The following is a 19,331-nucleotide window of genomic DNA, read 5'->3' as shown; positions in this document are numbered from 1 at the left end:
TGCTGATCGCCCGCTGATGCTAAACGCGCGCCTTCACGTCACGCTCGGCTGACAGCCCGGCGATCTCCAGGAAGAAAAAATGTCCGCCTACAAATCCGATTTCCTGCGCATCATGAGCGAGCGCGGCTTCATCCACCAGATTTCCGATGAATCGGCCCTCGACCAGCTTTTCGCCAAGGAAACGGTAAGCGCGTATATCGGCTTCGACGCCACCGCCAAAAGCCTGCATGCCGGATCGCTGATCCAGATCATGATGCTGCACTGGCTGCAGCAGACCGGCCACCGGCCGATCGCGCTGATGGGCGGCGGCACCTCGATGATCGGCGACCCTTCCTTCAAGGACGAGGCGCGCAAGCTGCTGACCCCGCAGGACATCGAGGCCAACCTCGTCGGCATCCGCCGCAATTTCACGCCTTACCTGAAGTTCGGCAACGGCCTGGGCGACGCGCTCATGATCAACAACGCCGACTGGCTGATGGGCATCAATTACGTCAATTTCCTGCGCGATGTCGGCCGGCATTTCTCGGTCAACCGCATGCTTGCCTTCGATTCCGTGAAACTCAGGCTCGACCGCGAGCAGTCGCTGTCGTTCCTCGAATTCAACTACATGATCCTGCAAGCCTACGACTTCGTCGAGCTCTACAAGCGCGTCGGCTGCCGGCTGCAGATGGGCGGCTCGGACCAGTGGGGCAACATCGTCAACGGCATCGACCTCGGCCACCGCATGGAGGGCGTGCAGCTCTTCGCCATGACCACGCCGCTGCTCACCACCTCGTCCGGCGCCAAGATGGGCAAGTCGGCTTCGGGCGCGGTCTGGCTCGATGGCGAAATGCTCTCACCTTACGAGTTCTGGCAATACTGGCGCAACACCGAGGACGCCGATGTCGGCCGCTTCCTGAAGCTTTACACGACCCTGCCCTTGGACGAAGTCGCGCGCCTCCAAAAGCTCGGCGGCGCGGAGATCAATGAAGCCAAGAAGATCCTCGCTACCGAGATCACCGCCATGCTGCACGGCCGCGAAGCCGCAGAGACGGCAAGCGAAACGGCACGCAAGACCTTCGAGGAAGGCGCGATCGCCGACACGCTGCCGAGCGTCGAGGTGGCCCGGTCCGACCTGGAGGCCGGCATCGGCATCCTGGCGCTGTTCGTGAGCGCCGGGCTGGCCGGCTCGAACGGCGAAGCGCGCCGCCACATCCAGGGCGGCGCCGTGCGCATCAACGACCAGCCCCTAACCGACGACCGGCGCGTCGTCACGCTTCAGGACCTCGGTCCGGAAGGTGTCGTGAAGCTCTCGCTTGGCAAGAAGAAACACGTGCTGGTGCGGGCGAACTGATCGGGATCTTCCCGAAAACCGGAAGCCGCTTTTCGGGATCGCGGTCACCTGTACTCGAAGATCGAGCGGAATATCCCGGGCGCCACGACGGACAACGGATTGATGTTGAGTGTCGGCTTGTTGGCATTGCCCTTGAGCCGGTAGGTGACGCCGATCAGGCCGCGGTCGCGGCCGTTGCCGAGCAGCGGCCCGAACAGCGGCAGTTCGCCGAAGATGCGGTTGAGACCATAGACCGGCATGAAGGTGCCGGTCATGTCCATGTTGTTGTTCGGGTCGTAGAGCATGCCCTGGAACGTCGTGCCGATGCGCGGGCCACGCAGCAGGCCGTTCGCCAGTTTCAGATAGCCGGACCCCTTGTCGATCTCGGCGAAGCCGCGCTCGAACTGCACCCTGGACGTATCGATCTTGCCTTTGACGGCCTCGTTCAGGCTGCGTGTGTCGCCGGCCGGCGTCGTCGACACGATCGAGGCCAGCTTGGGCTCATTGACCACGTAGAAGTTTCTGGCATCCACTTGTCCCTTCATCGGCCCGTCGGCGGCGCCGGAGAGCGACAGCGTGATCGCACCGCCTTCCATATGCTCGTAAACGTTGAGGAAACGCAGGATGGCGCCGGCATCGGCCGACTTCACGCTGAGCACGCGGCCGCCTTCGCCGGTGGTGTTGTTGATCGCAATCGCTGCACCCGAGCTCGCCGCGGCGGTGACGTTGAGCCCGTTCACACGCGACCCGGCAGCGCTGTACTCGAGCTTGAGATTGGAAAGCACCTCGTCATGGAAACCGGTCAACGATGCCACATCGGCGCTCACCGAGATCGCATCGCTGCCGGCGCCCTTCGTTGCGGTGTCGACATCGGAGGTGAACTGCTTGATCAGCGAGCGGGCGTCGAGCGATGCGCCGCTGACGTCGACAGCATAGCTCTTGCCGGAGCGTTTGACCGAAACGGCGACGTCGTCGCCTCTATTCAGCGCGACTTTGCTGAAGCGTGCCGTGGACAATGCGCCGTTGACCAGCGTCACGCTGCCGTCGATCGAAAAGCTTTTTCCGCTGAGATCGAAATCCGTCAAAGTGGTGGTGCTGCCGGACTTGACCATGTCGAAAGTGACCTTGGCCGGAATGCCGGCGCCCTTGCTCCATCCTGCCCACGGAATGTCGAGCTTGGCGTTGGTCAGGTCCGCCGAGACCTGCTGGGCGCTCTCGCCGCTTTTGTCGATCGCCACCTTGATGGTTCCCGAAAGCAGGTCCGACAGGCCGGGCATGCTGGCGTTGCGCGTCTTGTCGTCGAGAACCAGCTCGACCTTGCGGCTGCGCGCCGGGCCGTCGTCGGCGAGCGGCTCGACCAGATCGAGCTCGGCCGGAATGCCGTTGAGCTTGGCTGCGGCGGAAATCACCGCCTGCTTTGGCCCGATCGCGATCGAGCCATTGGCCTCGGTCACCGTCTGGTCCTCGAATGGCTTGGCCAGCGACAGGTCCTGATAGTCGAGCGAGACCAGCCAATCGAGCGTCGAGGTGTCGACACCCCGCGTCAGCGGAATGTCCGCCTTGACGTGGCCGATGACCGTGCCGGACAGATCCTCCGGCGCCAGCCCGACATGGCGCATGGCATTGATCGGCTCGTAGGAGGCGAGCTCTGCGATAGCCGGCGCCTCGCCGGCGACATCGATATCGAGCCCGCCGATCACCGGTGAGCGGTTCGCGTTCTTCACCGTCAGCGTGCCGCCGCTCGCCGCCACGGTGCGGCCACTCGGCATGTAGACGCTGCCCGAGGAAAGGCTGATGTCGACATCGTTGCCGTGGAAGGCAACGACGCCGACGGCGTCGCGGATCGGCGGGATGCGCCCGGCGGTATCGAAGCGCGATCCTTCGATCTGGAAACGGCCGAACACTTCGTCGCCGGAAAGCGGCACGCCGTTGCCGAGGCGCCCCGGCGCGACCTGGAACTGCAGATTGGCATCGGTCACCGTGCCGCCAAACAGATTGCGCAGCACCCAAAGCCGCGCATTGCGGGCCGCGAACCATGGCCACAATTGCTTGACATGCGAGGCCGGCATGTCGTGGACGTTGAGCGACAGCGATATGCCTGGGGGTCCGTTGTCGATGAAGGCGACCGTGGCCGCGCCCAGCACCTCGCCCGACCCGCCTGACCGCACGCCGATCTGCTCGGCGACAAGCTTGCGGCTCTTCGGCTGGTAGACCCCGGCGAGACGGGCCAGGAACTGAAGCGCCGGTTCCGGCGATTCCGAAGGTGCCAGCGTCGAGCCGTCGCTGGTGAGGTCATAGCGATAGGCAGGCTCCTCCCCCGCGGTTGTCGGCTTCGGCCCGATCGATCCGGCAAAGTCGAAGCTGGAGCGGTCGCACTTGATCAACAGCCGGTCGACCGAGATCTTGTTTGAGCCGGCCACCAGCGTGGCGTCGGCATCGATATCGGCCGGCAGGAGGCCGCGTTCGTCCAGGTCCAGCACCGAACCGGCCAGTGACAGCGAGGCCGCCAGGCGCGACGGGTTATCCCCGGACGCTTCCGAGCCCGAAAGCTTCAGCGCTATCGAACCCAGCTTCGCGCCCTCGGCCGCCGGGGCTGCCTCGGTCGAACGGCCCTCGCCGGAACCAGCAGCGCCGGCTATCTCGAGGTTGGCATCCAGCGACGCGATCCGCCTTGCCGTCGCATCGCGGGTCGCGGAGGCGGTCAAAGTGGCGTGCCGGCCGTCGACGTCGGCATCGTAGGAGAACTGCATGCTTCCGGTGCCGGTCTGCGCGACGGTTGCCGAGGCGACCGTCACCCGCTTGACCAGCCCGGTGTCCGGCAGTTCGAACTCGACGTTGCGCAGATCGATCTGGCGCATTGAGTCCTCGCGCACGGCATCCAGCGCGTCGTTGACGCCAGAGAACACCGCCGCCGACACTTTCTCCGGGTCGACAAGACCGTCTTCATTGCGCAGCGCCGCCGTCCAGTCGCCTCCGCCGGAGGGCATGGCAGCCACCACGATGTGGGCGTCGGAAAATCTGGCGCTGGTCAGCCGGACATCGCCTGAAAGCAGCGGCAGCAGGCGCATGCCGAAACGGACGCGCCCGATATCGGCCATCGGCTTTCCGTCGGCCGTCTTCAGGCTGACATCGCTGACCTGCAGGGCGATGAAGCTCGATCCGTCGAGCGTCAGCCGCGCCGCGCCGACCGCGACGTCGACATCGATGCCGGCCAGCTTCTCGATGGCCGTTTCTGCCTCGGCCCGGAGCCGTTCCGTGCCGATGCCCGAGGCGCCAAGGACATAGACGCCCGCCGCCGCCAGAAATACCAGCGCGCAAAGCCCGGCAAACACGCGACCGAGGAAGCGGAAGCGGCGGCGCACCGCTGCCCGGCCGAGCGGCGGCACGCCGCACGCGGACGGAAGCCTCGCCAGGTCGGTGATCTCGTCACGCCTGAACCTGATCTTCTCGTGCTGCGGTTCTTCCTGATCCAAGCAATATTCCGTTGTGACGAACTCGTCGTGGACGAATCCCCGCTTCACGTTATATCGATGATTTCCCGCGCGTAACTGCGAACAAGGGCATCGATATGGCTGATCTCGACGTGGGCGACATTGCGCCGCAATTCGATCTTCCGCGTGACGGCGGCGGCTCTCTCAGCCTCGCCGCGTTCCGGGGCAAGCCGGTTGTACTCTACTTCTACCCGCAGGACGACACCACAAGTTGCACCAACGAGGCGATCGGCTTCTCGCAGTTGAAGCCGGAGTTCGAGAAGGCCGGCGCCGTGGTGGTCGGGCTTTCGCCCGATAGCGTGAATAAACACGACAAATTCAAGGCAAAGTACGATCTCACCGTCGATCTCGTCGCCGACGAGGAGCGCCAAGTGATCGAGGCGTATCATTTGTGGGTCGAGAAGACGATGTACGGGCGCAAATATATGGGTGTCGAGCGCGCCACCTTCCTGATCGGCAAGGACGGCCGCATCGCCCGCGCCTGGCGCCAGGTTCGCGTCAAAGGCCATGCCGAAGAGGTGCTTGAGGCGGTGCGCGCGCTCTGAGGCGGCAAACGCTTGGCCGTTCGCGCCGCCAGCTTTTGCCGGCCCGCATTTGTTGCAACTCGCCACCCGCGACGCGCGAATTGGTTATGCGACATTGCGGCCAGCAAAACTTTGTTAACCCTAATAATGTGTAATTCCGAGCTGTCGTTGGTCTCGTAACGAAAGCTCGGTCCCGTGAAATCAACCGGTCAGTCAGCGGTCTTCGGCAGGCGCAAGGAGCCCCACACGGTCATTATCGCCCGGGGCAATGAAATAAGGCACTTCACGATCCGACCCTGGCTTGCCGCCTTTATCGGATCCGCTTTGGCAGCGATCGCCATCGGTTACCTGCTCGCCACCTCTTACCTTGTGCTGCGCGACGACCTGATCGGCGCCACCACGGCCAGGCAGGCGCGCATGCAGCAGGCCTATGAGGACCGCATCTCGGCCCTTCGTGCCCAGGTCGACCGCATCACCAGCCGTCAGCTTCTCGACCAGCAATTGATGGAGACCAAGGTCAGCGAGCTGCTGGCGAGGCAAACCCAGCTCAGCGAGCGGCACGGGCGGCTCGGCCCGATCCTCGAGCGCGCCGAGAACGAGGTCGGCGACGCACCCACGACAAGCGCGGCGACGCCAAAGCCCGACGAACACGCCGAGGTCACCGGCAGTCTTTCGAAGGCGCCCACCTATTCCGTCGCCAGCCTGAGCGCCGGCGACACCAGGCCCTTCTCGCTCTGGTCGACAAGGTCCGATCCGCTTGACGGCGAAACGGCCGCCGATCGCGCCGACAAGCTGTTCGTCTCCATCAACGCATCGCTGAAGGCCATCGAGAACCAGCAGCTTTCGCGCATCACCACACTTGCCGACAGCGCCTACAAGAATGCCGATGCCATCGCGCAGGCGCTGGAAGCGGCAGGCCTGCCGGTCGACAGCGAACTCAACAAGAGCGATGTCGGCGGCCCGCTGGTTCCGCTTGATCCCTCGCTGGCCTTCGACGGCAAGGTCAAGGAGTTGGACGAAGCGCTCGACGCGCTCGACGGGGTCAAGAAAGAGGCGCGCAAGCTGCCGCTCACCAATCCCGCCCCCGGCCATACGGTGACCAGCCCGTTCGGTGTGCGCACCGACCCGATCCTTGGCACCGCCGCCTTGCATACGGGAATGGATTTCAGAGCGCCGATCGGCATGCCGGCCAAGGTCACGGCCGCCGGTGTCGTCACCCGGGCCGGCTGGGCCGGCGGCTACGGCCGCATGGTCGAGGTCGACCATGGCAACGGCTTTGCGACACGCTACGGGCATTTGAGCGAGATCGACGTGGCCGTCGGCCAGAAGCTTGCCGCCGGCGACGTCATCGGCAAGACCGGCAGCAGCGGCCGCTCGACAGGTCCGCACCTTCACTATGAGGTCCGCCACGACGGCGAGGCGGTCGACCCGCTGCGCTTCCTGACCGTCGGCAAGAAGGTCGCGCAGTATCTTTAGCCACTCGCCGATCCAGAGTTTTCACTCACAACGTTTGTGAAGCGACTTTCCGGCGATTCACTGTGCACCGGAATTTTCCCATTGCCCCGCCAGGAACATCGTTGCCGCCGAAACCAAAGTAAGCGCGCCATTTTTGAGGGCAGCCTCGTCGACGCGAAACCTGGCGTGGTGAAGCGGATAGACCGACCCAACCTCTTCATTGCGAATGCCGAGCCGGAAATAGACCGACGGACGTCTCTCGCTGTAATAGCCGGTTTCGATGTCGGGCGCTGCGTCATTTGCCGAGGAGGGCCGGTCAGGATTTGACATGGATATCCCGCGGGAACTTCGTCAGCGTCTCGTTGCCGGCGTGGGTCACCAAAATGGTTTCGCTGATCTCGATACCCCAACCGTCCATCCACATGCCCAGAATGGAATGAACGACATTGCCGGGTTGAAGCACCGTCTTGTCGCCGGGTCTCAGGCTGATCGTGTGCTCGCCCCAATCGGGCGGATAGGCAACGCCGATGGAATAGCCGATGCGCGATTCCTTTTTCAGACCGTGGCGCGCGATGACCTTGCGCCAGGCGGCTTCGACCGCTTCGGCGGTCGTGCCGGGCTTCACCGCATCGAGCACCGCATCCATGCCCTCGACCACGGCCTTTGCCGTATCCGAGACGCGGGTCGGCGTCTTGCCGAGTTGCATGGTCCTGGCGAGCCCGGCGGCGTAGCGGCGGCAGACGCCGGCAAGCTCGAGAGCGATCGTTTCGTCCTTTCCGAACCGCCTGTCGCTCCACATGATGTGTGGCGCCGAGGCATTTTCGCCGCCTAGGATCGTCGGCGGCAACGCCGTGATGTCGCCGGCGAAATCGGGACTGCCGGCGATCTGCGCCGCCTGGATGGCAGCAATCGCATCGCATTCGCGCACGCCCGGCGCGATAACTTCGAACGCCCGCGCGACCGCTGCCTCGGCCAGCCTCGATGCCTTGCGCAAATAGGCGATTTCGGGCGCCGACTTGACCGCGCGGATCCAGTTCACAAGGAGATCGGCATCGTGCCATTTCGCATTGGGCAATCCGGCGACGAGATGCGCATGCGCCTTCGGCGAAAAATAATAGGCTTCGAGCTCGATACCGATCTGGCGGCGGCCCCAGCCCTTGGCGACGATCCAGGCCGCGATCCAGTCCATGGGATGCCGATCCGCGCGCTGAACATGGTCCTCCGGGAAGCCGACCACATTTTCCGGCTTCATCCAGGCTGTGAGAAGACCGCCGGCCGCATCCATGGCGCGGCCGATCCAGACCGGCTCGGTATCCTCGATTGGAACAAGCACCACCTGAGGCGTGTAGAACGACCAGCCGTCATAACCGGTGATATAGTGCTGATTGGCGACGTCGTTGACGATCAGGAGCTCTAAACCGCGCTTGGCCATCTCGGCTCGGATTTTTCCGAGCCGCTGCTGATACTCTTCGCGGGCAAAAGGCAGTTCGACCATTTCTGCTCCGTTCTTGTTGGATCGACGATTGACGCCGCCATGATTCGCCGCGGTTTCGGCGACGGCACTTCCTTCGACGGCGCTTACTTCGCAAGGTGGGCCAGCGACGGTCGCGATTGCAACAACTGGCTCATTCATCGCCTATTCAACCGGGCTGCTGTAGGATGCGGCCTGAATCGCATGGAGGACAAATCGTGTCAAAAACCCCAACTGCCTTGATCCGAATGGCGTTTGCAGTCATTTGCCTCGTTGGCTTGGCTGCGACCGCCACCACCCTTTTCCCCGCCACCGCATCGGCGCAGCAGCTGCGCCGATGCGCGAATGAAGGCGGTATCTGTCGCTTGCCCTACCCTGCGGAAGTGGCCTACGGCGCCCGGGGCCGAATGACCTCCCGGTTCTTCGACCGTCGGGCCGTGCCTTGCTCAAATCGCGTTTTTGGCGACCCCGCGCCCGGCCGCGATAAGGCTTGCTATTTCGTGGCGCGCGGTCGCGGCGACTATGGCGGTGACGACAACTACGGCGACGACGATTCCGGCTCGCGCCCGGACCGCGGCGAATGGGTCGCCTGCGCCAGGGAGGGTGAGTTCTGCGATTTCCGAGGCCGCGCGATGGTCAGATACGGCGCACGTGGCCAATACGCACAGGATGTTTTCAGGAACGGTGTGAGATGCGGCAACGACGCTTTCGGCGATGATCCCGCTCCGGGCGCTCACAAACGCTGCTACGTCAGGCAGTAGCAGCCTGGACCGGCGCCTCGACAAGGTGGTGGCCCGGCAAGGGCCGCTGCCTCATTTCGTGTCAGCTTGTCTGGCAGGCTGGTGGGCGATGACGGGCTCGAACCGCCGACATCTTCGGTGTAAACGAAGCGCTCTACCAACTGAGCTAATCGCCCGCTTGAGCGCGGACCTTTAAGCAGTTAGAGCCGCGTTCGCAAGGCCAAATGAACAGACGGCGCGCCCATCGCCGGGAGGATTTCCCCAGCCTCGGCGCCGCTGTCAAAAAACCTTCTCCTGTTTGCTGTTATGCTTGAATGCCGCGCTTGACACCCGCAGGCGAACCCCTTATCCACCGCCCCAACGACGAACACGCCTGACACGTGCTCGTCAAGTGCGCGGGTGTAGCTCAGTCGGTTAGAGTGCCGGCCTGTCACGCCGGAGGTCGCGGGTTCGAGCCCCGTCACTCGCGCCATTTAAGTTCCTGAAGTCCCTACCAAATTGATTCCCTGCCCTAACGGCGGGGGAGAATGGTTTTGGGCTGCGTAAGCACCATGTAAGCAAAGATCCGGAAGCCGAACCCACCGGGACACAAATGAAACGCAGGGCCATGTCGGGACGACAATAGTGAACGCGTTGACGCTCGGTTGACGTTGCGTTAACTTCTTATTAGCTGACGCTAAAGAAGGTGACCCTAATGAAAATGGTTATCGTTTGCGTGGCTTTTGTCCTAGCCGCGTCCAGTACCGCTGTGGCTCACGAAAAGAAGAAAACGGTCGCTGCCAACGCATGTGCCGGTCTGTCGATAAAGGCGGCCGTGGCAGCAAAATTGGACTGCAATGCAGCCGGTACCGCCGTATCGCCACAAGCTGACGCAAAGCCGCGCCTTGGATACGATACGAGCCCATGGTTTATTTCCTCGTTTGGGCTTTGACGTACTGCTGCATTTCTCCTGCTAAAGAAAAGCCCGGCCACCTGAGCAGCCGGGATAAACCTGCAAATTTGCAAGTTTGATCAGACGCGCCAGAGTGCGGAGCGCTCGGCCTCAAGGACCTCGCAGGCCGCGACATGCACCGCGAAGCAACGATCGCATTCGGTCTTCTTGAGTGGCTTAACCCGCAAGCTCGCGCTGTACGCATTGGCTGCCGCGAGGGATGCTAGGTAAGCTTCCTGCCACGCCTTCGTCCTGTCGACCACTCCAGTCGGATCTGCCTGGGGCATGTCGACGACGGCAGGCAGAGCTGCCGTTGCCAGGAAGTCCAGCGGGAACGTGCGCAGAAGCTTTCGTCTGGAGAGCGCGCTCATGGATGATCCACTTCTCGCTCGTGGTCGCCGCGCGCACCGTCGGCCCAATGGGCTTGTGAAACAACAATGCTCCGGCGCTCCCAGAGATGGCTCCTCGGTGCCGTTGTCCTCGTCGTCGCTGTTGCTCCCGATCATCATTGGTGCCTGACCATCCCGCCAGACGAGCTCGCCTTCCAGGAATTGCCGCGGGTTGGCGAAAGCGTGTCGATACCGGTCGAAGGATCGAGCAAAGACCTTCGCGTTTTGCGCGTCGTGCATATACCGGGCAGCGAGCAAGGCGCAACGACGATGCTGGAGCTGACCAGCAAGATCCTTTAGCGGCAGCCCCTCTTTTTGGTTCACTCGCCCAATATGACGCCCGAGGCGACAATCTGGGCGGTTCGCTCGGTGAGCTTCTGGCGCTTCACAAGCGTGGGCTTTTCATAAGGCTTTTTCATCTCACCGTTCCGGAATCGGCACAGCACAGTGAACGCGTTCGCTCCGGTTTGCGTTCCGAATGGTGAGTTACGGCCGGTTGCGCAGCCTTGCGTGCGCGAAAATCTACAATCTCGGAGGCTGAGACTTCCTGATGCCTGGAAGCAGCGGGTGCTGCCGGAGCTTTCCCAGGTCCCCTGGAATCGGTGGGGCATTTGCGGATGCCAAGCCTGTCCCGGCGCCTTTCGATCCCTGTCGGTAGATCAAGCAGACGATCAAACCGGCGTATCCAGCCTGAAGAATGATCAGTGCCAGAATGGCCCAGCCAAGCGCTAGCCAGCCAGAACCAGTCTGAAAATCAGCCCAGATCGCCATGATGAATGAGGTCGCGAACATGCCAACCAAATACTGCGGAAAATACATGGCTCTATCCAGCGTCGAACGCTTTGGCGGTTGGGCGGCTTTCCGATCAGTCGTTAAAGACCCGCCGCTCCATTTGCGGAGCGGCGGAGCCCCCGAATTTGCCCCCCGACGGCCGGGCAAATGCTTGACCCCGGCATCGCAGACAATGCAATTGCAGTGCCACATACGGTGACCCATTACGGGACATCTCTGCCCATAGCGCAAGACCGGATAAGTGAATAAGATTATGCGTTGCTAATATACAACGCTGGGTCGGAAGCGCAGAGAAGTGTCTCTCAAGCCCTCGCCAACAGCGCCTCGACCTCCTGCGATGTAGGCATCGATGGCGCGGTGCCGGGGCGGGTCACCGAAATGCCGGCGACCGCGCAGGCAAAGCGCACGGCCTCCAGCGGCTCGACGTCTTTTGCGAGGGCCGCGGCGAGACCGCCATTGAACGCATCGCCCGCCCCCGTCGTCTCGACCACCGAGCCCGCATTGACCGCGCCGATATGGTCGGAGCGATCCTTCGTATGCAGCAGCGCTCCTTTTTCACCGAGCGTCACGATGACGGCGCCGACGCCCTTGGCCAGCAGGCTGTCTGCGGCATGCCGGGCGTCGTCGATCGACGATACCTTGATGCCGGTGAGCCCTTCGGCTTCGGTCTCGTTGGGCGTGACATAGTCGCAAAGCGTGTAGATGCGGTCGGGCAGGCTTGCCGCCGGCGCCGGGTTCAGGATGGTCGTCACCCCTGCCCCGCGCGCGATCTCAAGCGCCTTCAATGCCGCGTCGATCGGCTGCTCGAGCTGGGTGACGAAGACGCCGGCAGACCGGATCAGGCCGGCATGCGCCTCGATATCTTCGGGCGAGATCAGCATCGCGGCACCCGGACTGACGATAATGGCGTTGTTGCCGCTGCCTTCCTCGATGAAGATGTAGGCAGCACCCGTATAGCTGTCCGGCGTGTCGATCACCGCACATTTCACGCCTGCGTCCTTCCAGGTCTGCTTTGCCATGTCGGCGAAGGCATCGACGCCGAGCCTGGTCAGGAAAGTGATGTCGGCGCCGAGCTTGCCGGCGGCCACGGACTGGTTCGAGCCCTTGCCGCCCGGGCCGAGCTTGAAGGAATTGCCGAGGATCGTCTCGCCCATGCGCGGCTGGCGATCGGCGCGGTAGGCGGTGTCGGCGACAAACACGCCCAAAATCACAACAGGCTTGCCGGTGGCCATTGTCTCACTCCGCATCCGGCGGCACGACGCCCTTGCGGAAAGCAAAGCAGCCATAGAACCGGCGCTCGCCGGTCTGGATCACGCAATAGGCTTTCCTGGAGCGCTCGTAGAAGGCGTAGCGCTCGATCGAGATCATTGGCCAGGGCTTGCCCTCGGCCGCGTTGACCTCCTTCTGAACCTCTTTCTGCACCGGAGGGATTTCGTTCGGCTTGCCGACGATCTCCATGCGGGCGGCCGCGTCGTTGACGAAAGTATCCAGCGGATAGAGCGACAACACCGCCTTCACCACGTCCGCCGCCGTCGCATCGATGCGTAAAAGCTTGCCGAGAACGGTCTGCCGCGCCACGGAATCGGACGGGAAATTGGTATCGGCGATGATCAGGTCGTCGCCATGGCCCATCGCCCGCAGCGCCTGGAGCACATCGGCATTGAGCAGCGGATTGATCCCTTTGAGCATGGTTTCCTCTTGAAGACTTGTGTGCGGTCAGAGACGCTTGCCGGTGCCGGCGTCGAAGAGGTGGACCTGGTCGAGACGCGGCTTGAGCTTCAGCGTGTCGCCCGGCTTGAAGTCGTGGCGTTCGCGAAACAGCGCCACCATCTCGCCCTCGCCGAAGCGCACGAACACCAGGGTCTCGGAGCCTGTCGGCTCGACCACCGAGACCTTGGATTCGACACCGTCCGGATGGATCTCCAGGTGTTCCGGCCGCACGCCATAGACAACGGCCTGGCCATTCTCGACAGCGGCCCCCGACGGCAGCGGGAACGCCGTGCCGGCGATCTCCACGACCGCCTTCTCAGCCTTGTTCACTGTGCCCTTCAGAAGGTTCATCGAAGGCGAGCCGATGAAACCGGCGACGAAAAGGTTCGCCGGCCGGTCGAACAATTCCAGCGGCGCGCCGACCTGCTCGATGCGGCCGTCGCGCATCACGACGATCTTGTCGGCCATGGTCATGGCCTCGATCTGGTCGTGGGTAACGTAGATGGTGGTGGTCTTCAGCCGCTGGTGCAATTCCTTGATCTCTGTGCGCATCTGCACGCGCAGCTTGGCATCGAGGTTGGAAAGCGGCTCGTCGAACAGGAACACTTGCGGATTGCGCACGATGGCGCGGCCCATGGCGACGCGCTGACGCTGGCCGCCGGAAAGCTGGCGCGGGTAGCGCTTGAGATAGGGAGCGAGGTCGAGGATGTCGGCGGCGCGCTTGACCCGCTCGGCGACGATGGCCGGATCGGTGCCGCGCAGCTTCAGCGCGAAAGCCATGTTCTGCTCCACCGTCTTGTGCGGGTAGAGCGCGTAGTTCTGGAACACCATGGCGATGTCGCGCTTCGCCGGTGGCAGATTGTTGACGACGCGCTCGCCGATCGAGATCGTGCCGCCGGAAACCGTCTCCAGCCCGGCCACCATCCTCAAAAGCGTGGACTTGCCGCACCCCGACGGGCCGACCAGCACGACGAACTGGCCGTCGGCAATATCGACGCTGACCTCGTGCAGGACCTTGACGGTTCCGAACGCCTTGGCCACACTGCTGATCGCGACTTGAGCCATCGTCTCCCCTTTATCGTTTGCGGTGAAGCTAGCCATTGCCAACGCCAACGGCAAGTCGGCATCTTATAGTTAAAAAGCCAATGTTGTTGACAAGGTAATCGATTACGCGAATAGTGGCGAGTGCCAATCCGACAGCTGGTATTATACTGGGATATCGGACTCCGGCGACGCAGGGTGGGGTCCCACGTCCCCGTATGATCGAGGAGAACCGTGAGACGTTTCGACGTCCGAGAGATTGGCACTTCAATTCAATCGCTGTTGTTCTGGGAGGAACCTGTAGATGAGAGTCGACCTGTATGAGAAACTGATGCGCGCCGGCGCGAGCCGTCGCGATCTGTTGAAAGGCGCGGCCAGCATGGCCGCAATCGCCGCCGCGTCCGGCGCCGGGCTCGGCGCGCTGACGAGGCCTGCCATGGCCGATGACAGCCTGCGGGCGAAAATCCTGCAGATCCCCGGCGTCGGCAAGGGCCAGCCGACCGATGCCGACTTCCAGAAAGTCGGCGAGCTCTGCCTCGACGCGACCAAGGCCAATGTCAAGGAAGGCGAGTTCGCCGGCGTCGAGCTCACCTTCATGGGTCTAAACAACCAGAATCTGCACAACGTGCTGTTCCGTGGCTTCCTGAAGCCGTGGGAGGCCTATACCGGCGCCAAGATCAACTGGATTGACCTTGCGCAGGCCGATTACAACCCACGCCTGCAACAGGCGATCGCCACCAATACGATCGACTTTGATATCGTCGAGATGGGCGCGCCCTTCGAGGGCGATGTCTGCGGCAAGGGGTTGACCTCCGAAATGCCAGACTGGGTCAGGAAGCAGATCGATATGGACGACTTGGTGGCCTATCTGAAGCCTCCGGTCGGCACATGGAACGGCAAGCAGTATCGCGTGACCATCGACGGCGACACGCACAACTTCAACTACCGCACCGACGTGTTCGCCGATGCCGACCTCGCCAAGCAATGGAAGGACAGCGGCGCGACCACCGAATGGGGCGTGCCGAAGACCTGGCAGGAAGTGCAGGCCGTCACCAAGTTCCTCAAGGGCAAGAAATTCAAGGGCCAGGACGTCTATGGCTATCTAGACGCGCCCAAGCCCTGGGGCGGTTTCGGCTTTTACTTCCTCGGCAGCCGCGCCTCCGCCTATGCCAAGCATCCCGATGACAAGGCCTGGCTGTTCGATGCCGACACGATGAAGCCGCGCATCAACAATCCGGCCTGGGTGCGCGCCATCCAGGACGTGATCGATGCGCTGCCTTCCGAGCCGAAAGATCAAATCAACGCCGATCCGAACACGACTGCCTTCCAGCAGTTCCTGGCAGGCACCGGCTCGATGATCCCCTGGTGGGGCGACGTCGGCTCGAACGTCAAGACCAATGACTCCTCGGTCATCGGCGACGTCACCGGATTCTCGATCCTGCCGGGCTCCGACGACGTCTACAATTCAAAGACCGGCAAGTGGGAAAAGCTCGCCAGCGGCCCGAACTATGCGCCGAACTGCGCCTATCTCGGCTGGGGCGTCTATGTCATGGCCCGCGTCGATAAGGACGAAAAAAAGAAGAAGGCGGCATGGTCCGCCGCCGCCCATCTCGGCGGCAAGGACCTGTCGATCTGGACGGCGATGTATCCGTCGGGCTTCCAGCCTTACCGGAACTCCCATTTCAACATTCCGGAATGGGTGGCGGCCGGCTATGACGAGGCCTTCATCACCTCCTACCTCAAGTCGGAAGGCGATAGCTACAACCATCCGAACGCGGCGATCGAGCCGCGCATCCCCGGCATCTTCCAGTACTATTCCGCCGCCGAGGACATCCTGGCCAACACCTTCGCCGGCAAGATGAAGGCACAGGAAGGCGCCGACGCCATCGCCGCCGCCTGGGAAAAGCTGACCGACCAGATCGGCCGCGACAAGCAGGTCAAGCTCTACAAAGCCTCGCTCGGCATGTAAGCTGTCTTAAGGAAGTCGCGGCCCGGCGACGCCAGTCGCCGGGCCGCATCTTTGACCGGCGGTAGCCGGTCGTTGCTCAAAGAGGCGAGAAGCGTGGCTGAACAGACTTCGACCGCGAATGCCTGGCCGGCAAATACCGCCGACCTGATCCCGGCCGGCCGCAAACGCCTCGGCTGGGGCCTTCTGGCCGTCGCAACGCTTGCGCTGTTGGCGATCATCGTCGTGCAGATCCTCTACAAGACCGAGATGTCCACGGTCGGCTTCGACACCTGGCGCCCGGTCGTCTATGCCTATGTCCTGTGGGGTATTGCGCTCGGCGCCTGGCAGGTGTTGACGCGTGGCGAGGACGGGCAGCGCGCGCTGTTCCTCTTGCCGGCGCTGCTCTTCACCATCGCCATGGTGATCTTCCCGACGCTGTTCGGCTTCTACATCGCGCTGACCGACTGGAACCTCAGCTCCTTCGCCGGGCGCAGGTTCAACGGCCTCGACAATTTCTGGCAGATGCTGGCCGATCCATACTACCGCAACGCGCTGTTCAACATGGTGTTCTATGTGCTTGCGGTGCTGGTCGAATATGTCATCGCCTTCGGCCTGGCGCTGCTGCTCAACGCGCAGATCCAGGCCCGCAAATTCTTCCGCGTCGTCTTCCTGCTGCCGCTGATGCTGTCACCGGTCGCCGTATCCTGGATGGTCGGCAAATCGCTGATGGAGTACCGGTTCGGACCGGCGGCAACGTTGGCGCGTCACCTCGGCTGGGACAACCCTGCCTTCTTCTCCGATCCGATCACCGCACGCATCTCGATCATGATGCTCGACGCCTGGACCTTTATCCCGTTCATGATGATCATGCTGCTTGCCGGCCTGCAGGCGATGTCGCGCGAGGTGCTGGAAGCCGCCCGCGTCGATGGCGCGACCGCATGGCAGACATTCTGGCAGGTGACCTTTCCGCTGATGCTGCCGGTGTCGGTGACGGCGGTCATCCTGCGCATCATCTTCAAGCTGAAGCTTGCCGACATCATCATCACCTTGACCTCCGGCGGCCCCGGCGGCGCCACCGATTCCGTGTCGAGCTTCATCTATCGCGAATATCGCGACCGCTCGAATGTCGGCTACGGCACCATGCTGGCAATGGCCTATCTGGTCATCATCGTCGTGTTCGTGACCTGGCTCTTGAAGTTCGCCAGTCGCTTCGTGCGCAACGTCAACTGAGCGGCCATCATGAGCGTCCAAACCACCGACTACACCGTTTCCGAAATCCGCTCCCCGGCGGCGTTCATCGCCAGCCGCGTCTTCATCTATGGCGCGCTGGTGTTCTGGGCCTTCGTCTGCCTGTTCCCGATCTACTGGACGATCACCACCTCGTTCAAATCGGCGGTCGACGTCACGCAAGGCCATCTCATTCCCTTCGTCGACTTCCAGCCGGACTGGAAGGGCTGGCGCTCGCTTGGCTTGTCGCCGGATTCGATCTTCCAGACATCGACCGTGCGCGACGAGTTCCTCAAGCGCTTCATGAACTCGGTCATCACCTCGGTCAGCGCATCGGGCCTCGCCATCATCATCGGCAGCCTCGCCGCCTACGGCCTCGTTCGCTATCGCTATAAATTCGCCTGGTTCAAGAACGAGGACATCTCCTTCTTTTTCCTGTCGCAGCTGATCCTGCCGCCGGTCGTGCTGGCGCTTCCCTTCCTGGTGCTCTACCGGGAAGTCGCACTTCTCGACACCCGTATCGGGCTCGTGCTCCTCTACACGCTGATGGTTCTGCCGATCGTCATCTGGATCATGCGCGACCAGTTCAATTCGATCCCGGTCGAGCTCGAGGAGGCGGCCCTTGTCGACGGGCTCTCGATTTGGGGCGCCTTTTTCCGCATCGTCATGCCGATCGCGCTGCCCGGCATGGTCGCTGCTTTCATCCTGGCGATGGTGCTGTGCTGGAACGAGTACTTCTTCGCCGCCCTTCTGACATCGACGGATGCCAAGACCATCCCCGTGATGGTGGCGAGCCAGACCGGCTCGCAAGGCATCAACTGGTGGTCGATGGCGGCCCTTGCCACCGCCGCCATCGCGCCGCTGGCGATCATCGGCATCGCGCTCGAGCGCTATCTGATCATGGGCATGACGGCCGGCTCGGTGAAATAGCGGTGGCACTTCTTCTTCTCCCCATGTGGAGAAGAAGAACCGCGCCCTATCGCACCAATATCGCCCTGAGATGGTCGAGGATCATGGCGACGCCGATCTTGCCGAGACCCGCCGACGCTTCCGCGGCGGTTTTCGTGTACCAGCCGGTGTTGTCGGCGAAACGCTTCTCGTCGACAGCCTCGGGGCATAGCGCCAGCATCAGCGAGGTTTCGCCGATGCCGGCATGGTCGAACGGATATTTGCCGTTCATCGTCGCCGGCATCAGCGGATGCACCTGCACCCAGTTGAAGACGTTTTCGCCCTGGGCATGGCCGGCATAGTAATCGGCCATTGCGTTCGATCCCCACCAACCCTCGCCGCGCTCCTTTTCGAGGAAGCGGAAGATCGCCTGCCGCCCAGCGGTCTTGAAGGCGAGATCGGTCGGCATGCCCGCCGCGAAATTCTCGGTCTGGTGATGGATGATGGCGTGGATATTGCGGAAGCCGATGCGCAGCAGGCCGTGGAACAGCTCCTCCGCGAAAGGCGAAAGCACCGGGCCGCCGACCTGCACCGAGCCGCTGCCTTCGGGCGCCGCCACCGCATAGCTTGCCGCGCCGTAGTAGAAGGGCGGCAGGATGACGAGGTCCCTCTCCTTCTCGATCAGCTCCACCGTCTTGATGACGGCCAGCGTGTCCATGCCGACCGCCATGTGCTCGCCATGGTATTCGAGCACGCCGAGCGGCAGCACGACCGGCCAGTTCTCCTCGATCGCCTTGCGTATCTGGTGCGGCAGCATGAGCTCGTAGCGCATCCCCTACTCCATATTGGTGTGCCTGGCGCGCATCGCTTCCGGCGCGGCGTTGGTCAGGCGTTTAAGCTTCAGCACCATGATTTCGAACAAAAGGAACAGCGCGCCCTCGAACAGCGAGCCCATCGGCAGCATCGAGGTTCGGGCGGCGCCCTGGTCGCTGGCCATGGTCTGCGCCGGAATGAGCAGCGTGAAGTCGGCGAGCTTCGCGGCGCTGCTTGCCGCTTCGGCCGTCAAAAGCAGCACCTTGGCGCCGGCCTCGCGGGCAACCCGCATCAAGGTAAGCACCGTGGTGGTTTCGCCTGGCCCTGAACTCACCAGGAAGACATCACCCTGTCCGAGCGGCGGCGTGGTCATGTCGCCGACGACGGCGACCGGAAGGCCGAGATGGTAGAGCCGCATGGCGAAGCCATTGACCTGCAGCGCCTCGCGGCCGCAGCCATAGACGGCGATCTGGCCCGCGCCGGCAAGCATTTCGGCGGCGGCTTCGATCCGGGCTTGATCCACACGCGCCAGGACCGCGCCGAGTTCGTCCAGCGCGGTCGCGAACATCCCGGATCCGGCTTTGGTCATGACGGCTCAC

Annotated in this window: 19 protein-coding genes and 2 tRNA genes; 10 read left to right on the top strand and 11 right to left on the bottom strand. The window is 62.9% G+C overall.

Annotation, left to right across the window (positions count from 1 at the left end; translation table 11 throughout):
• Window positions 1-79 precede the first annotated feature (79 nt).
• Entirely contained in the window at window positions 80-1,333 is a 1,254-nt protein-coding gene (gene tyrS, locus RFM68_RS24475; RefSeq protein ID WP_320235593.1) for a tyrosine--tRNA ligase, read from the top strand.
• Between the two features lie 44 nt (window positions 1,334-1,377).
• Here tyrS and RFM68_RS24470 read toward each other — a convergent pair whose 3' ends face one another.
• Window positions 1,378-4,785 (bottom strand): YhdP family protein, encoded by a 3,408-nt coding sequence (locus tag RFM68_RS24470; protein ID WP_320235592.1) that lies wholly within the window; start codon window positions 4,783-4,785, stop codon window positions 1,378-1,380.
• Between the two features lie 95 nt (window positions 4,786-4,880).
• Between RFM68_RS24470 and RFM68_RS24465 the strand changes: the two genes are divergently transcribed.
• Both RFM68_RS24465 and RFM68_RS24460 read left to right on the top strand, forming a co-directional pair.
• Complete coding sequence (locus RFM68_RS24465; RefSeq protein WP_320235591.1) at window positions 4,881-5,348, top strand: peroxiredoxin; 468 nt, start codon at window positions 4,881-4,883, stop codon at window positions 5,346-5,348.
• Window positions 5,349-5,522: 174 nt separating this feature from the next.
• Window positions 5,523-6,803, top strand: a complete 1,281-nt coding sequence (locus tag RFM68_RS24460; RefSeq protein WP_320235590.1) for a M23 family metallopeptidase — start codon at window positions 5,523-5,525, stop codon at window positions 6,801-6,803.
• Window positions 6,804-6,860: 57 nt separating this feature from the next.
• Here the strand turns inward: RFM68_RS24460 and RFM68_RS24455 are convergent, their stop codons facing one another.
• On the bottom strand, window positions 6,861-7,112 hold the full coding sequence (locus RFM68_RS24455) for a hypothetical protein (RefSeq protein WP_320235589.1): 252 nt from the start codon (window positions 7,110-7,112) through the stop codon (window positions 6,861-6,863).
• Window positions 7,099-8,277, bottom strand: a complete 1,179-nt coding sequence (locus tag RFM68_RS24450; protein ID WP_320235588.1) for a M24 family metallopeptidase — start codon at window positions 8,275-8,277, stop codon at window positions 7,099-7,101. The genes RFM68_RS24455 and RFM68_RS24450 overlap by 14 nt, the downstream gene beginning before the upstream one ends.
• 194 nt (window positions 8,278-8,471) lie before the next feature.
• Between RFM68_RS24450 and RFM68_RS24445 the strand changes: the two genes are divergently transcribed.
• Complete coding sequence (locus tag RFM68_RS24445) at window positions 8,472-9,014, top strand: hypothetical protein (protein WP_320235587.1); 543 nt, start codon at window positions 8,472-8,474, stop codon at window positions 9,012-9,014.
• Between the two features lie 79 nt (window positions 9,015-9,093).
• On the opposite strand, the gene RFM68_RS24440 is transcribed toward RFM68_RS24445, so the two are convergent.
• Window positions 9,094-9,169, bottom strand: a tRNA-Val gene (locus tag RFM68_RS24440).
• 219 nt (window positions 9,170-9,388) lie between these two features.
• Here RFM68_RS24440 and RFM68_RS24435 point away from each other — a divergent pair.
• Window positions 9,389-9,465 (top strand) — tRNA-Asp (locus RFM68_RS24435).
• A gap of 222 nt (window positions 9,466-9,687) precedes the next feature.
• Complete coding sequence (locus tag RFM68_RS24430) at window positions 9,688-9,924, top strand: hypothetical protein (RefSeq protein ID WP_320235586.1); 237 nt, start codon at window positions 9,688-9,690, stop codon at window positions 9,922-9,924.
• A gap of 80 nt (window positions 9,925-10,004) precedes the next feature.
• Here the strand turns inward: RFM68_RS24430 and RFM68_RS24425 are convergent, their stop codons facing one another.
• The gene (locus RFM68_RS24425) at window positions 10,005-10,295 is read right to left on the bottom strand and encodes a hypothetical protein (protein WP_320235585.1); all 291 of its coding nucleotides are present in this window, start codon (window positions 10,293-10,295) and stop codon (window positions 10,005-10,007) included.
• A gap of 66 nt (window positions 10,296-10,361) precedes the next feature.
• Between RFM68_RS24425 and RFM68_RS24420 the strand changes: the two genes are divergently transcribed.
• On the top strand, window positions 10,362-10,613 hold the full coding sequence (locus RFM68_RS24420) for a hypothetical protein (protein WP_320235584.1): 252 nt from the start codon (window positions 10,362-10,364) through the stop codon (window positions 10,611-10,613).
• Between the two features lie 20 nt (window positions 10,614-10,633).
• On the opposite strand, the gene RFM68_RS24415 is transcribed toward RFM68_RS24420, so the two are convergent.
• From RFM68_RS24415 to RFM68_RS24400, 4 genes are all read right to left on the bottom strand, one after another.
• A complete protein-coding gene (locus tag RFM68_RS24415; RefSeq protein ID WP_320235583.1) occupies window positions 10,634-10,732 on the bottom strand; it encodes a putative RiPP precursor in 99 nt (32 codons plus the stop codon).
• 675 nt (window positions 10,733-11,407) lie between these two features.
• A complete protein-coding gene (gene rbsK, locus RFM68_RS24410) occupies window positions 11,408-12,337 on the bottom strand; it encodes a ribokinase (protein ID WP_320235582.1) in 930 nt (309 codons plus the stop codon).
• A 4-nt stretch (window positions 12,338-12,341) separates the two neighbouring features.
• Window positions 12,342-12,794 carry an RbsD/FucU family protein gene (locus tag RFM68_RS24405; RefSeq protein ID WP_320235581.1) on the bottom strand — a complete coding sequence of 151 codons (453 nt, stop codon included), beginning with the start codon at window positions 12,792-12,794 and terminating at the stop codon, window positions 12,342-12,344.
• A gap of 27 nt (window positions 12,795-12,821) precedes the next feature.
• The gene (locus tag RFM68_RS24400) at window positions 12,822-13,880 is read right to left on the bottom strand and encodes an ABC transporter ATP-binding protein (protein ID WP_320235580.1); all 1,059 of its coding nucleotides are present in this window, start codon (window positions 13,878-13,880) and stop codon (window positions 12,822-12,824) included.
• A 280-nt stretch (window positions 13,881-14,160) separates the two neighbouring features.
• Here RFM68_RS24400 and RFM68_RS24395 point away from each other — a divergent pair, with 280 nt between their 5' ends.
• The 3 genes from RFM68_RS24395 to RFM68_RS24385 all read left to right on the top strand — a co-directional run bounded on the left by RFM68_RS24395 (window position 14,161) and on the right by RFM68_RS24385 (window position 17,961).
• Complete coding sequence (locus tag RFM68_RS24395) at window positions 14,161-15,825, top strand: ABC transporter substrate-binding protein (protein WP_320235579.1); 1,665 nt, start codon at window positions 14,161-14,163, stop codon at window positions 15,823-15,825.
• Between the two features lie 93 nt (window positions 15,826-15,918).
• Entirely contained in the window at window positions 15,919-17,034 is a 1,116-nt protein-coding gene (locus RFM68_RS24390; RefSeq protein ID WP_320235578.1) for a carbohydrate ABC transporter permease, read from the top strand.
• Window positions 17,035-17,043: 9 nt separating this feature from the next.
• Window positions 17,044-17,961 (top strand): carbohydrate ABC transporter permease, encoded by a 918-nt coding sequence (locus RFM68_RS24385; protein ID WP_320235577.1) that lies wholly within the window; start codon window positions 17,044-17,046, stop codon window positions 17,959-17,961.
• 46 nt (window positions 17,962-18,007) lie between these two features.
• On the opposite strand, the gene RFM68_RS24380 is transcribed toward RFM68_RS24385, so the two are convergent.
• Together RFM68_RS24380 and hxlB are read right to left on the bottom strand one after the other, a co-directional pair.
• The gene (locus tag RFM68_RS24380; protein WP_320235576.1) at window positions 18,008-18,751 is read right to left on the bottom strand and encodes a creatininase family protein; all 744 of its coding nucleotides are present in this window, start codon (window positions 18,749-18,751) and stop codon (window positions 18,008-18,010) included.
• Window positions 18,752-18,754: 3 nt separating this feature from the next.
• Entirely contained in the window at window positions 18,755-19,321 is a 567-nt protein-coding gene (gene hxlB / locus RFM68_RS24375) for a 6-phospho-3-hexuloisomerase (protein WP_320235575.1), read from the bottom strand.
• Between the last annotated feature and the right edge of the window lie 10 nt (window positions 19,322-19,331).

Origin of the sequence: Mesorhizobium montanum (assembly GCF_033977145.1) — a bacterium.
Classification (GTDB): Bacteria; Pseudomonadota; Alphaproteobacteria; order Rhizobiales; family Rhizobiaceae; genus Mesorhizobium; species Mesorhizobium montanum.
Note: the sequence above shows the minus strand (reverse complement) of the source record. Positions and strands in the feature narration are given on the sequence as shown.